Below are 13,468 nucleotides of genomic sequence, written 5' to 3' on the forward strand. Positions count from 1 at the left end.
GAATATAAAATAGTTATTCTAGCTTAGCCATTTATATTAACGTAAAATCATGCCGAGAAAGTGGCTATGATTTATACCTCTTATTCTACTGACATTCATATGAGAACCCCATATGGAATCCTATTATGCAACTAGTTACCCTAATAGTCAAGTCTCTCTTTCAAATGAAATAAATCTTTCTATATAGAATTTTCATACATATATGGAAATAGGAGGTTAACAATTGTTTTCAATTAACTTTGCTATTATATTCCCATTTATAGTAGCTGCAACTATACCCATTTTTTATAGATACTTGAAAAAAATACATATAGGCTGGCTTGTCTTGTTAGTACCAACCATTTTGTTTGTAATGCTTGCAAGTTTTATTCCCTCGATTGCAAGTGGAAAAACATACTATCACACATACAATTGGATCCCCTCGTTGGATATTAATTTCACCACTTATTTAGATGGTCTAAGTATCATATTAGGTTTGCTTATTACTGGTGTAGGTAGTTTAGTTATCATTTATTCTATTTTTTATCTTTCTAGTAAGGAATCTCTCCATAATTTTTATTGTTACTTACTACTCTTTATGGGCGCAATGCTCGGAGTCGTGTTCTCTGATAATTTAATGGTTTTATATGTATTCTGGGAACTAACAAGTGTATCCTCTTTCCTTTTAATAGCATTTTGGAGCCACCGCAATGCATCTAGACAAGGTGCTCAAAAGGCAATGCTTATCACGGTGAGCGGTGGTATTGCAATGCTGGTAGGGTTCATTATGATTTATACGATGACTGGCACATTCAGTATTCGCGAAATTATTCCGATTGCATTGGAGTTAACTAATCATGATTTATTTGTACCAGCATTAATTTTGGTCCTATTAGGTGCCTTTACAAAATCTGCACAGTTTCCTTTCCATATTTGGTTACCGGATGCGATGGAAGCACCGACCCCGGTCAGCGCGTATCTACATTCCGCAACAATGGTTAAGGCAGGAATATACTTGGTAGCTCGCTTTACACCGATTTTCGGCATGGATCAAACATGGTTTTGGACAGTAAGTACGGTTGGGATGATCACTATGTTCTGGGGATCATTCAATGCAGTAAAGCAAACCGATTTAAAGGCACTACTCGCCTTTTCTACAGTAAGTCAGCTCGGCTTAATTATGAGTCTGTTAGGTCTTGGTTCAATTGCTTTACAATACGGCTATTCTGAGGAGTCTGTCATCTATACGCAGGCCACGTTTGCAGCACTATTTCATATGATTAACCATTCTACTTTTAAAGGTGCGCTCTTCATGGTAGTTGGTATACTCGACCATGAGCTCGGAACACGTGATATCCGTCGATTAGGCGGACTAATGACCTTTATGCCAATTACCTTTACAGTTGGTACAATCGGAAGCCTATCAATGGCAGGACTGCCACCCTTTAATGGCTTTTTAAGTAAAGAAATGTTCTTTACAGCTACCATTTCTATAATGGAAGCAGATGTTTTTTCCTTGCAGTCATGGGGAGTGATTTTTCCCGTAATTGCATGGGTAGGTAGTGTGCTGACTTTCGTATATTGTATGGTTTTCATCTTTAAAACTTTCTTAGGTAAGGCACAGCCTGAAAAATTGGATAAACCAATCCATGAGGCACCGATTGGTATGCTTATTTCACCAATCATCCTTACTATTTTAGTGGTCGGTATATTTTTCTTTCCCAATATAGTTGGAAATTATTTATTGAAACCAGCAATGGCCAGTATTTATCCAACCTTTGGAGATCCTGAGAAGCTAACGCCTTCCATCTATGCTTGGCATGGTTTTAATACTGAGTTAAAGATGACATTAGCAGTTATAGTAGTAGGTTTTCTTCTTTTTAAAGTTTTAAGATATTGGAGACCAATTTATAGCATACTACCACAGAAACACTCCTTTAATGCTCTGTATATGAATTTTTTAAGCTTCTCAGAGAAGCAGTCTACAATAGCGACTAAAAGTTATATGACTGGCTATTTAAGAGATTACCTATCATATATTTATATATTCTTTATCGCAACAGTTGGTGGGTACTTAATTATGTCGGGTGCTTTTTCATTTGATACAACACCAAGTGCAAAGTTTAGAACATACGAGATTATTTTAGTATTAATTATGGTAATTGCTAGCTTAGCCATGTTAATTGCAAAATCTAGAATTACTGCAACTTTATTAAATGGGGTTTTAGGCTATACCGTAGCTATTTTCTTCGTAATATTTAGAGCTCCAGATCTAGCATTAACACAATTGGTAGTAGAATCCGTTACAACTGCACTTTTCCTTTTGGCATTTTCACATTTGCCTGATTGGCAAAAAGAAAAAGTATCATCAAAAACTAAGAATATGAATGCCATTATATCAATTGGAGTAGGGCTAGTAGTAGTTTTAGTGGGATTGTCAGTGTTGAACTACGATCAGTTTGAACGGATTTCTTATCTATTTGAAGATGCATATAACTTAGCGGGAGGAGCTAATATTGTAAACGCGATATTAGGCGATTTCCGTGGGTTCGATACGATGCTAGAAGTAGTTGTTCTTTTTATAGCAGGCTTAGGTATATATACCATGATTAAGCTTAGAGCGAAAAAGGAGGACACTGACAGTGAAAATCAATGATGTTATTCTTCGTAATGTTGCTAAAATAGGTGTTTTTATCATTTTAACCTTTGGAGTTTATTTATTTCTTTCGGGTCATAATACACCAGGGGGAGGCTTCATCGGAGGACTGGTTTTAGCTTCTGCCTTCGTCCTTCTTTACTTATCAAATGGTATAGAAAAGGTTCAAAAAAGTCTTCCCTTAGACTTTAAGCTGGTAGCTGCGGTAGGTGTGTTATTAGCTACCGGGACAGGTTTAGGTTCCTTGTTATTTGGAGTTCCATTTATGTCCCAAACGTTTGCTTATTTTGACTTGCCGATCTTCGGTAAAACGGAGCTAACAACTGTCACGATTTTTGAAGCAGGAGTTGCCTTAACGGTAGTTGGGGTGCTCGTTACAATAATTTTAAGCATAAGTGAGGATGATAGCTAATGGAAACAATTATGGTTATATTAATCGGTATTTTAGTTGCCGTTGCTACTTATCTAATCTTATCTCGTAATATAATTCGAGTAATTTTAGGGACTGCAGTATTATCTCATGCAGCTCATTTACTTATATTGACTATGGGTGATTTAAAAAGAGGGAACGTGCCCTTGTTAAAGGAAGCAAACGCACCTTATACGGATGCGCTGCCACAAGCCTTGATATTAACTGCTATTGTAATTAGTTTTGCAGTAACAGCTTTTATACTTGTTCTTGCATACCGAGCGTATCAGGACATTGGCACAGATGACCTGGATGCATTGAGAGGAACAAATGATGAATAATATTATTGTCTTACCTTTAATCATTCCTATTATGATAGGAGTTTTATTAGTATTTTTTAATCGTCAAGTTAAATTGCAACGTATCATTACTTTAGTGACCTTGCTTTCGATTACAGGAATTAGTATATATACTTTAAATACCATACAAAAAGAAGGAATTCTTCGATTAGACTTTGGCGGCTGGGAGCCTCCATTTGGAATTCTATTTGTGGCAGATTCCTTTTCCATGTTACTAGTGTTGACGGCAAGTATTGTAACTACACTTTGTATGATGTATGCCTTTTCTTCTATTGGAGAAAGACACGAGAAGATGTACTTTTATCCGTTTGTGTTGTTTCTGTTAGCTGGGGTAAACGGCTCATTTTTGACAGGTGATATGTTTAACCTATTTGTCTGTTTTGAAGTTACACTATTGGCATCCTATGTATTAATAACCTTAGGGGGCACAAAACGCCAGCTAAGAGAATCTATTAAATATGTAGTGATTAATGTGGTTGCTTCCTGGTTCTTTTTATTGGCACTTGCTTATCTATATGGTTCTCTTGGCACGCTTAATATGGCCCATCTATCAGAGAGGGTAGCTGAAGCAGGACAAGATCCCTTATTAACAACTATAGGTATACTGTTTCTAGTTGTTTTTAGCGTAAAAGCGGGACTATTACTATTCTTTTGGTTACCAGGTTCGTATAGTGCGCCACCAATGGCAATAGCTGCTTTATTTGGTGCTCTTCTAACAAAGGTTGGTATCTATGCCTTGTTCCGTACTTTTACGATCATTTTCTATCATGATCCTTTTATAACGCACACGCTGCTCGGTATTATGGCTGGTATTACGCTCATAGTTGGATGTATGGGAGCAATTGCCTACAAAGATATGCGCTTGATAGCCTCTTATAATGTTGTAATTGCTGTTGGGTTCATGCTTGTTGGTTTAGCAATAGGAACTACTGTGGCTATTGAAGGTTCTATATATTATATCGTGCACGACATGATTGCTAAGGCAATGCTATTTTTATTAGTGGGTACAATGATTTCTTTAACAGGTAAAACAAGAATTAATGAAATAAGCGGTTTGATTAAAAACTATCCATTACTTGGTTGGATGTTCTTCATTGTGACTTGTTCCTTAGCAGGAATTCCGCCACTTAGCGGTTTTGTAGGTAAAATATTAGTAGGTCAAGGGGCAATTGAGTCAGGGGCATATATATTATTAGCCTTAGCATTTCTCTCGAGCATAGTAGTTCTGTATTCGTTGCTTCGCATATTTTTAAATTCCATATTCGGTGAAACTATTATCAGTCTAGAAGATGAAACACCCTTGAAGTTTGGCATGATTTTTCCAATATTCTTACTAGGTATTGGAACGCTTGCACTCGGTCTGGGAGCAGAGGTGGTATCGGTGTATGTTAGTGATGCAGCAAATACGCTGACCAATCCTTCCATATATATTGATGCCATTCTAGGCAGAGAAGAGTAATGGGAGGGGTGATATATAATGCCAGCACAGTTTCTACTTAATTTATTCATAGCATTTTTGTGGACATTACTAATGGACACAGAGGAGTTACAATTACAAACCTTTGTAAGCGGATTTTTCGTTGGTATTGGAATTGTGTTCCTCATGCACCGATTTTTTGGAACACAATTTTATCTGAAGCGTCTATTTTCAATTTTAAAGTTGATTTTTATCTTTAACAGGGAATTGGCTACATCTAGTATTGTGATTAGTAAACAGATACTTAGTCCTAAGCTTAAGATTAAGCCAGGGATCTTTACGTATAAGACTAAGTTATCTAGTGAATGGGAGATTACGACGCTTGCACTATTACTTACTTTAACTCCGGGGTCGGTCGTAATGGAGGTAAATCCAGAAGGAGATACTTTTTATATTCATGCGATGGATATGGAAACCTCAAAAGCAGATGTTTTACGATCATTAAAGAAATTTGAAAAAGCAATTATGGAGGTGACCCGTTAAATGGTAGAGAAAATACTAGTATTATCACTTTCGTTATTTGCAGTTTCCATAGGAATAGCACTTTTTCGAATTATAAAGGGTCCTTCCATGCCAGATAGAGCCGTAGCTTTAGATATGATTGGGGTAAACTTAATATCTATAATTGCTATAGTATCGATTGTACTTAAGACAAAGGCCTTTCTAGAGGCAATTCTTATATTAGGAATATTAGCATTTATAAGTACGATTGCGATTTCTCGATATATTGAGAGGGGTGTTATCATTGAGCGTAAGTCAGACAGTTGAGTTGCTTGCAGCACTGATCGTCCTTTTAGGAAGTATAATGAGTGTTATTAGTGCGATAGGAATTATTAGGCTTCCAGATGTTTACACCCGCTCACATGCTGCTACAAAAAGCTCTACAGTTGCAGTATTACTAACTCTTTCGGGGGCGTTTGTATATTTTTGGGTTCATGATGGCTTTGTGAGTATTAGATTAATATTAGGTATTTTATTTGTATTTTTAACTGCTCCTGTTGCAGGGCACCTATTGACAAGGGCTGCATATAGAACAAATGTAGAATTGGCTGAAAACTCTTCTGATAATTCTTTAACAGAAATTTTATTTGAAGAAGAAGATGAAAACGCTAAAAATAGTTAGCTGATGAAGTTATTTTATTGGCTAACTATTTTTTGTTTAAATTAAACAATTATTCTATAAGTTTTTATAATATATTGCATTCTGCATAAATACATAGTATTATCATGATTATTATTAACATTTAAGTGATGATGAAAGATCATTTAACACATTTTTTCCTTACAATATGACAATATAGAAGAAATGAGTATTTCTTAAATCACAGGAGGCAATTCATTTGGACAATAAATTATCCTTTTCAAGTTATTTAGTTATTGGAATAATGTTATTTGCTTTATTTTTTGGAGCAGGTAATTTAATATTCCCAGCGAGCCTTGGACAAAATGCTGGGACAAGCTTATGGGTTGCTATAATAGGATTTTTAATAACTGGTATTGGACTCCCATTTTTAGGGACATTAGCAATGGGCTTCTCTGGAAGTAAGAATTTACAGGAACTGTCTAGTAGAGTACACCCTATTTTTGCTATTATTTTTACATCTTTACTTTATTTAACAATCGGTCCATTTTTCGCATTGCCTAGAACTGGTGCTGTTTCATATGAAATTGGAATCATGCCCTTTATAAATTCTGAATATACACAAATCGGGTTGTTCGTGTTTACAGTTATTTTCTTCGGTCTTACATTATGGCTTTCCTTGAATCCATCGAAGATTGTAGATAATGTGGGGAAATACCTTTCTCCAGGAATACTAATAGGTCTCCTGATCTTATTGGTTCTTGTTATATTCAAGCCTATGGGAGATTTTAGTGCACCGCAGGGAAGCTACGTTGATAATGCCTTTATGACAGGTTTTACAGAAGGGTATAATACAATGGATGCTTTGGCTTCCTTAGTCTTCGGTATTATAGTCATTAATGCAGTGCGTGCAATGGGTGTAACCTCTAAAAAAGGTATCCTAGCTGCAACTGCTAAGTCTGGTGCCATTGCAATTTTCTTCTTAGGAGTAATTTATGCTGGTATTGGATATCTTGGAGCTACGTCTGTTGATATGTTTGGGATAATGGATACTGGAGGTCCTGTTTTAAGTGCAGCTTCCGAGCATTATTTTGGTTCCTTTGGAGCTATTCTATTAGCCATTGTAATAATCTTAGCTTGTTTAACAACGAGCATTGGCTTAACGACTGCTTGTGCCGAGTATTTCAATACATTGATACCTGCTGTAAGTTATAAAGTATTTGTAATTGTTTTTAGTGTATTTACATGTGTTATCGCTAACTTTGGATTAGCGAATATTATTACATACTCTGTACCAGTGCTAATGCTTTTATATCCATTGGCTATTGTTTTAATATTGCTAGCTTTTTTATCCCCATTGTTCTATCATTCAAGGCTAGTATACGTAGTAGTGATGTTCTTTACTTTCCTAATCAGTATTGTAGATGGATTGAAAGCGCTATGTGAATCTTTAGAAATAGAGTATTTTGGATGGTTACAATCCATTCTAAACTTGTATGACAATATATTACCATTTTACGGTGTAGGGCTTGGCTGGGTCATTCCTTTCATTGTTATCACTGTTATAACATCTCTTATTGCTAGGGTAATTAGATAATATTAAATTTGAGGCTGGGACATAACTAGTCCATAAATTAAAAGACGTGAAATCAGCAATTTGATTTCACGTCTTTATTTTTTTTTGTCTATGTTAAAGGTTAGGGTTGATTTAGGATGCTTTCTAAATCGGATAGTAGTATTGATTTCTGCGCCAGCCGGACGCTTTTTCGTGGGGTGAGCGTTAAGCCATCACCCGTCGCTTACGCACGCGGTTGTGATGTCTTAACTGTCTCACTCATCCCACAGGAGTCGCTGTCTGGCGCTCCAATCAATAAATGGAGTAGGGCTGTATTTCAATAAATCCTATTTATAAATTACTCGCATAAATAATACCGGAAAACTGACTCCAACCACACGCTATAATCTAATTTTGTTCTAACTAGCCATTTAAATTGTACAGTCAGTATAAAAACGCAATGTCTATCCAAAATAAACCAATAACTTTAACAAAGCTATTTTTTTAAGGTAATTAAAATTCTTCAATCGTATAAATCCAGTTAGCGCGCATTACTTCTGTAAGCTTTGAAACTTCCTTGTCTTTAAATAACTGAATTAATTCTTGATGTTGTTTAATTGATTGCTCTCTTAAATTAATTTTTTCGTAATAATAAAGTCTTCTTACATGAGCCTGGAGCATTTCTACCATAGAGAATATGTATGGATTATTCGCACGATCCACAATCAGCTGATGGAATTCTTCATCAATTTTTAGTGCTTTTGTAAATTCTTTAGCTTGCAGCGCCGTTGCGAATTCTTTATTTTTTTCTTCGAGCATATTTAAAATTTCTTCGTCCATATTAGGAGTTGCAAGTTCAGCTGCGAGCGCTTGTAATGCTGCTAAAGGAGGGAGTAAATTATAAATGTCCTCCGGTTCCACAGGAGTAACCTGTGTTGCTCTTCCTGGTTGCATGGATACAAAGCCCTGGGATTCCAATAGCTGAAGTGATTCTCTTATTGGTGTACGACTAACACCTAAAGCTTGTGCTAGCTCTATATCGTTTAGCTTCTCATCTGGTTGAAGAGTACCATCGATAATCCATTGTTGTAGCTGATTGAACGCATGTAGCTTAGCGGTAGTACGTACTGGTTTGGTATGGTCAATTGGTATAGGCATAAAACAACCTCCTTCAAAAAGTATTAGTTGTTTCATATTATACACTATATTATGCAATATATCGCAGGTTTTATTGAAAAATTTTCCTTATTCTACTAAAATTTTTAACGTAATATTTTTAACGTCTATGACAGATTCCTCAGCAATAATATCCTGGAGCATGACTTCCTTAAAATAGGTAACACTTTCTTTAAGTGGTAAGTGTAATATCTTTCTTAATGCAGTCTCATACATCTTGATAAATTCTGGGTCAGTATTGCCGTGCTGTAGCTCTGTAAAAGCTTCATAAACCTGATCCATTTTATCTGCTAGCTCTAGCAAACGACCTTCAATTGTTTCGTCCTTACCCTCTTTCATTCGATCAAAAAATACAGGTTGGAATTCTTCAGGTATTTCATTTAGTATAAATTTTTCCATCATTTTCTCTTCCACGTGTGAAAGCATTTGTTTTAACTCAGGAGAAGCATGTTTTACTGGTGTTTTAATATCACCTATAAAAATCTCTGCAAAGTCATGGTTAATAGTTTTCTCATACAAAGATTTCCAGTTAATTGTCGCTCCATGATTTTCCTCTATAGTTCCAAAGAACATTGCATATTGAGCGACCTTCCAAGAATGGGCTGCTACATTATGCTCTTCATATTTGAACCTTCCTGGTGCTCGTATAATTCTCTCCAACTCATTCATGCTCATAAAAAAACGGTGAATTCCCATTTACAATCACTCCTTCTCTATATATTACTAACATATCCGTATTTTATGTAAGAGAAACTCTAGCGAATCGATTTAGTTTTATTTTCCCGACTTTCGGGTAATCCTATACTAACCTAAGGAGGAATTGACATGGCCAAATATGAAAAACTAAAAGAGGAATTACTTAACCGATTTAAAGAATTAGAGGAAAGTTTAAATAGCGATGAAGAATTTGAAACAACGGAGTTATCCCAATACGATAATCATCCTGCAGATAATGCAACGGATTTAACTGACCAGCATACGAGATTAGCCATACGAAAGCATAATGAAGAGGAAATAGAAGATATAAAGGCTGCGCTTCAGGCTATGGATGAGGGAACTTACGGAAAATGTATGGTATGTAACAAGCAAATCCCTATTGAACGGTTAGAAGCTAAACCAACAGCATTAACCTGTATTGAGGACGCCCAACAGGAGATAGAAGACTTCCGTCCAGTCGAAGAAGATATATTAAAACCTGATACAGACCGTCCAGTAGAACAGGAAGAAAAAGAACTTAGAGACTACAGTAATATCTTCGAGGATGTAGAATCCTATGGCTCATCAGATACTCCGCAAGACAAATAAACTAATTAAAAGATGCCATTTCCAAAGTTATTGGGCATCTTTTTTTTCTATTTTATGCGCTCTATTCTCTCCGCCAAAAGTATTAAGGGAATTTAGCCCCTGTCATTTAACAGTCCAAATTCTTTCTGATACACTAGAAGCAAGGGGGAAGATTAAATGGCAGCTATCGTTATGTTTGATGGAGAATGTAATTTTTGTGATTCCAGTGTTCAATTTATAATAAAACGAGACACACGTGGTTATTTTAAGTTTGCTGCACTTCAAAGTGATGCGGGAGTGGAATTGAAAGAAAAATATGGTATCTCGAATCACATCGATAGTTTCATCTTGATAGAAGATGAAAAAGTCTACAAATTTTCCGATGGAGCGTTAAGAGTGTGTAGAAATTTAAGTGGTTTATGGAGGTATCTTTATATTTTTATACTTGTTCCTAAACCAATTAGAAACAGTGTTTACAAATTCATCGCAAAAAATCGTTATCGTTGGTTTGGTAAAAAGGAGAGCTGTATGATACCCTCTCCAGAAGTACGAAGCCGTTTCTTATAAAGTAAATAATAGATTAATGAGGTGATTGTTCAACATGAAACATGAAGTGTATGACGTAACAATTATAGGGGGAGGTCCAACTGGATTGTTTGCATCCTTTTATGCGGGGCTCCGTGATTTAAAGGTGAAAATAATTGATAGCCTTCCAGAGCTAGGTGGACAGCTAATGGAGCTTTACCCAGATAAGTATATATATGATATTGGTGGCTTGCCCAAAATATTGGCAAAGGATTTGGTGGCAAATTTAGTTGAACAGGCTTCCTATAGTGATCCAACCATATGTTTAGAGGAAACGGCAAACGAGCTAGAAAAACACGATGAATATTTTATATTGAAAACTGACAAGGATATTCACTATTCCAAAACTATCCTTCTCACATCTGGTGTAGGTTCATTTCAACCACGTAAATTAACTGTTCCGGGAGCTAAGGAATATGAGGGTAAAAATTTATATTATAAAGTAAAGGACTTAAATGACTTTCAAAATTCTAATGTATTAGTACTAGGCGGCGGAGATTCTGCCCTAGACTGGTCGTTAATGTTAGAGAATATTGCTTCAAAAGTAACCCTCTGCCATCGTCGTGAGCAATTCACGGCTCATGAAAAATCCGTACAACAGCTTCAAGATTCAAAAGTACATGTTAAAACTTCCTATGCGGTCAAAGAACTAGTTGGTGATGGAGAACATATCCAAGAAGTTGTTGTAGTGAGCAAGGATAAAGTAGAGGAAAGAATTCCTGTAGACCATGTGCTAGTCAACTATGGCAACGTAGCATCTCTTGGACCGCTTAAAAGCTGGGGTCTAGAAATGGAAAAGAATTCGGTAATAGTGAATGAAAAAATGGAAACAAGTATAGAAGGCATATATGCTGCTGGTGATGTGTGTACACACGCAGGTAAAGTAAAGCTAATTGCAGTTGGATTTGGTGAAGTTCCTAATGCAATCAGTCATATAAAAGCATCATTAGATCCGAAAGCAAGAGTGCAGCCAAAGCACAGTACGAGTATTTTTGAAGAAACAAAATAAAAAACTCATGCCTCTATCATGAGGCATGAGATATCTTACTTATAAAATACTTTATCAATATTGTATTTAGCCTTTAAGGTATTAATCGCATATGTTTCATATATTTCACGATCCATAGCCTCTTCCACTATACACACGCTAATTTTGTATACTTCGTCGCGATGTTTAATCATCGGGGAAACATTATCTTCAAAATGCTTTTTAATGCGCTGACGAATTTTACGGGCTTTTCCTACAAATAATAGCTCATCATTTTTGTTATAAAACATAAAGATGCCGCCTTTATCACGAGGGATTTGGTGGAAATCGATAAACCCATAGATAGATGGGATTTCAACTTCTCCTTCTTTAAGTGCTTGCGTGCGTTGTGTAATAGTAACGGTTGGTTTTGGTAATTCAATTTTAATCATTTCTCTCACGTCCTCTTATTGTCTGTCCTTTAGTTTATCACAATTTAGCAGTAATATCTATTCGCAAGAGACAGGATTAAATTTGAAGTAAGATAAAGTGAATATAATCAATAGGAACAAGTATAGTAATTTTAAGGATAATAAGGTAGAGCCCAGCTAGAATGGAAGGAGAGATGTGTCTCCTGAACAGAATAAATATATATTTGCCTTAGTTAGTACGGGTTTGTTAGGAGGATATAATATTGGGAAGCATACCTGATTGGTTTTTTGCTGTGGCAATTGCGGTTGTCATTTGTTTTATAATAGTAGCAGAGTGGTGGACGCGAAGAGGGTAGAATTTATGCTATAATAATAAACTAAAGATAAGAAAAGAAAGAGGAATCATATGCTAACATTTGAAGAGAAAGAAGCAATTATTCAAGAGTTTCCTGAATTAACTCGTAAGGAAGTATCGATGAAGCGAGTTAACTACCATTATGAAGAAAGCTTATATGATAAAACAACTGTAATCTACCATCTTCATCCTAATGGCAATGGCTTTGTGTATGTTGGAGATCTTCCACAATATGAAGCAAAAGAAAAAGGATTAGTTAATATTAGAGAAGTATCAGCGGATGAGCTACGCCAAATGATTAAAGATTCTATTGCCTATTTAGCGACTGAGGAAGAAGAATTGATTGACGAAGAAGTAGAGGAGGAGTGGACAAACAAAGAAAGCTCTAAGCTAACTCTTTTACAAGAGGATACTCTTTGGAATGTCTACCATGGTTATAACCTAGAGGAGAGCTTTGGCACCTACAATGAAGCAAAAGCATATCTTTTAGAAGAAGGCTTCCGTCTTACTGCAAAAAGATAAGGAGGTTTTTGTATGAAAGGTAAAACAACGGTAGTAATTATTATTGGGATTTTACTCATCGCAATTGGAACGACCTTTTACTTCATCATGAACTTCTTTGAGAATAATCCTACTCAAGCACAGCCAATTGGCTATATCACTGGGATTATTATAGACACGAAGGATAGTGGTATTCTTGTTGTAGAAGATTTAAGTGAAGATGAAGCGCGCACTTTATCGGTAGAAGAAGCACTAGAAGCTGGGAAAAGTGCTACTTGGTTTAATATTTCGATGGCTCAGCGCAATGAGTTAGAATTGTATGATCTAGTCAAAGTCGGATATGAATCCCTGAAGGAATCTCATCCAGCATCAGGTGAAGCTAAAACGATTGAAAAAGTAGAAGAATAATCTAAAGTTCTCCATAGCGCCAATTGCTATGGGGAATTTTTTTTATTAGTTTGTTAAAGTTATTGGTTGATTTTGACTAACAATTCTTTTTTTATAGTGACTGTAAACCATAAACCGCTTTATCAATACATTAAATATATTTCTACTTATTGCTCACCCCGAGGAAAGCGTCCGGCTGGTGCGAAAAATCAATTCTACTCTCTAATCTAAGATTTCCTTACATTATAAATCAACCCTACCCTTTT

The 13,468-nt window shown here is 35.9% G+C and carries 16 protein-coding genes; 13 read left to right on the forward strand and 3 right to left on the reverse strand.

All coding sequences use genetic code 11. From position 1 onward, the window contains the following. Nucleotides 1-223: 223 nt before the first annotated feature. From M3627_RS05760 to brnQ, 8 genes are all read left to right on the forward strand, one after another. Nucleotides 224-2,635 (forward strand): Na+/H+ antiporter subunit A, encoded by a 2,412-nt coding sequence (locus M3627_RS05760; RefSeq protein ID WP_251553284.1) that lies wholly within the window; start codon nt 224-226, stop codon nt 2,633-2,635. Continuing rightward, the gene (locus M3627_RS05765) at nt 2,622-3,047 is read left to right on the forward strand and encodes a Na(+)/H(+) antiporter subunit B (protein ID WP_251553285.1); all 426 of its coding nucleotides are present in this window, start codon (nt 2,622-2,624) and stop codon (nt 3,045-3,047) included. The genes M3627_RS05760 and M3627_RS05765 overlap by 14 nt, the downstream gene beginning before the upstream one ends. Beyond that, complete coding sequence (locus tag M3627_RS05770; protein WP_251553286.1) at nt 3,047-3,385, forward strand: Na(+)/H(+) antiporter subunit C; 339 nt, start codon at nt 3,047-3,049, stop codon at nt 3,383-3,385. The genes M3627_RS05765 and M3627_RS05770 overlap by 1 nt, the downstream gene beginning before the upstream one ends. Continuing rightward, nucleotides 3,378-4,862 (forward strand): Na+/H+ antiporter subunit D, encoded by a 1,485-nt coding sequence (locus M3627_RS05775; protein ID WP_251553287.1) that lies wholly within the window; start codon nt 3,378-3,380, stop codon nt 4,860-4,862. Before M3627_RS05770 ends, M3627_RS05775 begins: the two co-directional genes overlap by 8 nt. An 18-nt stretch (nt 4,863-4,880) precedes the next feature. Then, nucleotides 4,881-5,363: a Na+/H+ antiporter subunit E gene (locus M3627_RS05780; protein ID WP_251553288.1), complete on the forward strand. Its 483-nt coding sequence runs from the start codon at nt 4,881-4,883 to the stop codon at nt 5,361-5,363. Continuing rightward, entirely contained in the window at nt 5,364-5,648 is a 285-nt protein-coding gene (locus tag M3627_RS05785; RefSeq protein WP_169358455.1) for a Na(+)/H(+) antiporter subunit F1, read from the forward strand. Beyond that, nucleotides 5,626-6,003: a Na+/H+ antiporter subunit G gene (locus tag M3627_RS05790; protein ID WP_169358456.1), complete on the forward strand. Its 378-nt coding sequence runs from the start codon at nt 5,626-5,628 to the stop codon at nt 6,001-6,003. Before M3627_RS05785 ends, M3627_RS05790 begins: the two co-directional genes overlap by 23 nt. Before the next feature lie 217 nt (nt 6,004-6,220). After that, nucleotides 6,221-7,558, forward strand: a complete 1,338-nt coding sequence (gene brnQ, locus M3627_RS05795) for a branched-chain amino acid transport system II carrier protein (RefSeq protein WP_169358457.1) — start codon at nt 6,221-6,223, stop codon at nt 7,556-7,558. A gap of 471 nt (nt 7,559-8,029) precedes the next feature. Here brnQ and M3627_RS05800 read toward each other — a convergent pair whose 3' ends face one another. Both M3627_RS05800 and M3627_RS05805 read right to left on the reverse strand, forming a co-directional pair. Continuing rightward, the gene (locus tag M3627_RS05800; RefSeq protein WP_169358458.1) at nt 8,030-8,674 is read right to left on the reverse strand and encodes a GntR family transcriptional regulator; all 645 of its coding nucleotides are present in this window, start codon (nt 8,672-8,674) and stop codon (nt 8,030-8,032) included. A gap of 87 nt (nt 8,675-8,761) precedes the next feature. Further along, nucleotides 8,762-9,388, reverse strand: coding sequence for a YfbR-like 5'-deoxynucleotidase (locus tag M3627_RS05805; RefSeq protein ID WP_169358459.1), 627 nt, complete (start codon nt 9,386-9,388; stop codon nt 8,762-8,764). Nucleotides 9,389-9,517: 129 nt separating this feature from the next. Here M3627_RS05805 and M3627_RS05810 point away from each other — a divergent pair, with 129 nt between their 5' ends. The 3 genes from M3627_RS05810 to M3627_RS05820 all read left to right on the forward strand — a co-directional run bounded on the left by M3627_RS05810 (nt 9,518) and on the right by M3627_RS05820 (nt 11,570). After that, the gene (locus tag M3627_RS05810) at nt 9,518-9,997 is read left to right on the forward strand and encodes a TraR/DksA C4-type zinc finger protein (protein WP_251553289.1); all 480 of its coding nucleotides are present in this window, start codon (nt 9,518-9,520) and stop codon (nt 9,995-9,997) included. Between the two features lie 156 nt (nt 9,998-10,153). Further along, nucleotides 10,154-10,543, forward strand: coding sequence for a thiol-disulfide oxidoreductase DCC family protein (locus M3627_RS05815; RefSeq protein WP_251553290.1), 390 nt, complete (start codon nt 10,154-10,156; stop codon nt 10,541-10,543). A 34-nt stretch (nt 10,544-10,577) separates the two neighbouring features. Beyond that, nucleotides 10,578-11,570 carry an NAD(P)/FAD-dependent oxidoreductase gene (locus tag M3627_RS05820; RefSeq protein WP_251553291.1) on the forward strand — a complete coding sequence of 331 codons (993 nt, stop codon included), beginning with the start codon at nt 10,578-10,580 and terminating at the stop codon, nt 11,568-11,570. Nucleotides 11,571-11,605: 35 nt separating this feature from the next. Here M3627_RS05820 and M3627_RS05825 read toward each other — a convergent pair whose 3' ends face one another. After that, the gene (locus M3627_RS05825; RefSeq protein WP_169358463.1) at nt 11,606-11,980 is read right to left on the reverse strand and encodes a nucleotide excision repair endonuclease; all 375 of its coding nucleotides are present in this window, start codon (nt 11,978-11,980) and stop codon (nt 11,606-11,608) included. A gap of 385 nt (nt 11,981-12,365) precedes the next feature. Here M3627_RS05825 and M3627_RS05830 point away from each other — a divergent pair, with 385 nt between their 5' ends. Beyond that, on the forward strand, nt 12,366-12,836 hold the full coding sequence (locus tag M3627_RS05830; protein WP_169358464.1) for a hypothetical protein: 471 nt from the start codon (nt 12,366-12,368) through the stop codon (nt 12,834-12,836). Nucleotides 12,837-12,848: 12 nt separating this feature from the next. Next, on the forward strand, nt 12,849-13,223 hold the full coding sequence (locus M3627_RS05835) for a DUF3221 domain-containing protein (protein ID WP_169358465.1): 375 nt from the start codon (nt 12,849-12,851) through the stop codon (nt 13,221-13,223). Nucleotides 13,224-13,468 lie beyond the last annotated feature (245 nt).

This window comes from Psychrobacillus sp. MER TA 171 (assembly GCF_023713305.1).
Classification (GTDB): domain Bacteria; phylum Bacillota; class Bacilli; order Bacillales_A; family Planococcaceae; genus Psychrobacillus.

Bases quoted from the DNA above. Each gene is read 5' to 3' on its own strand.
- M3627_RS05810 (WP_251553289.1), top strand. From the start codon at position 9,518: ATGGCCAAATATGAAAAACTAAAAGAGGAATTACTTAACCGATTTAAA.
- M3627_RS05800 (WP_169358458.1), bottom strand. From the start codon at position 8,674: ATGCCTATACCAATTGACCATACCAAACCAGTACGTACTACCGCTAAG.
- M3627_RS05815 (WP_251553290.1), top strand. From the start codon at position 10,154: ATGGCAGCTATCGTTATGTTTGATGGAGAATGTAATTTTTGTGATTCC.
- M3627_RS05820 (WP_251553291.1), top strand. From the start codon at position 10,578: ATGAAACATGAAGTGTATGACGTAACAATTATAGGGGGAGGTCCAACT.
- M3627_RS05825 (WP_169358463.1), bottom strand. From the start codon at position 11,980: ATGATTAAAATTGAATTACCAAAACCAACCGTTACTATTACACAACGC.
- M3627_RS05835 (WP_169358465.1), top strand. From the start codon at position 12,849: ATGAAAGGTAAAACAACGGTAGTAATTATTATTGGGATTTTACTCATC.
- M3627_RS05830 (WP_169358464.1), top strand. From the start codon at position 12,366: ATGCTAACATTTGAAGAGAAAGAAGCAATTATTCAAGAGTTTCCTGAA.
- M3627_RS05805 (WP_169358459.1), bottom strand. From the start codon at position 9,388: ATGGGAATTCACCGTTTTTTTATGAGCATGAATGAGTTGGAGAGAATT.
- M3627_RS05780 (WP_251553288.1), top strand. From the start codon at position 4,881: ATGCCAGCACAGTTTCTACTTAATTTATTCATAGCATTTTTGTGGACA.
- M3627_RS05785 (WP_169358455.1), top strand. From the start codon at position 5,364: ATGGTAGAGAAAATACTAGTATTATCACTTTCGTTATTTGCAGTTTCC.
- M3627_RS05775 (WP_251553287.1), top strand. From the start codon at position 3,378: ATGAATAATATTATTGTCTTACCTTTAATCATTCCTATTATGATAGGA.
- M3627_RS05770 (WP_251553286.1), top strand. From the start codon at position 3,047: ATGGAAACAATTATGGTTATATTAATCGGTATTTTAGTTGCCGTTGCT.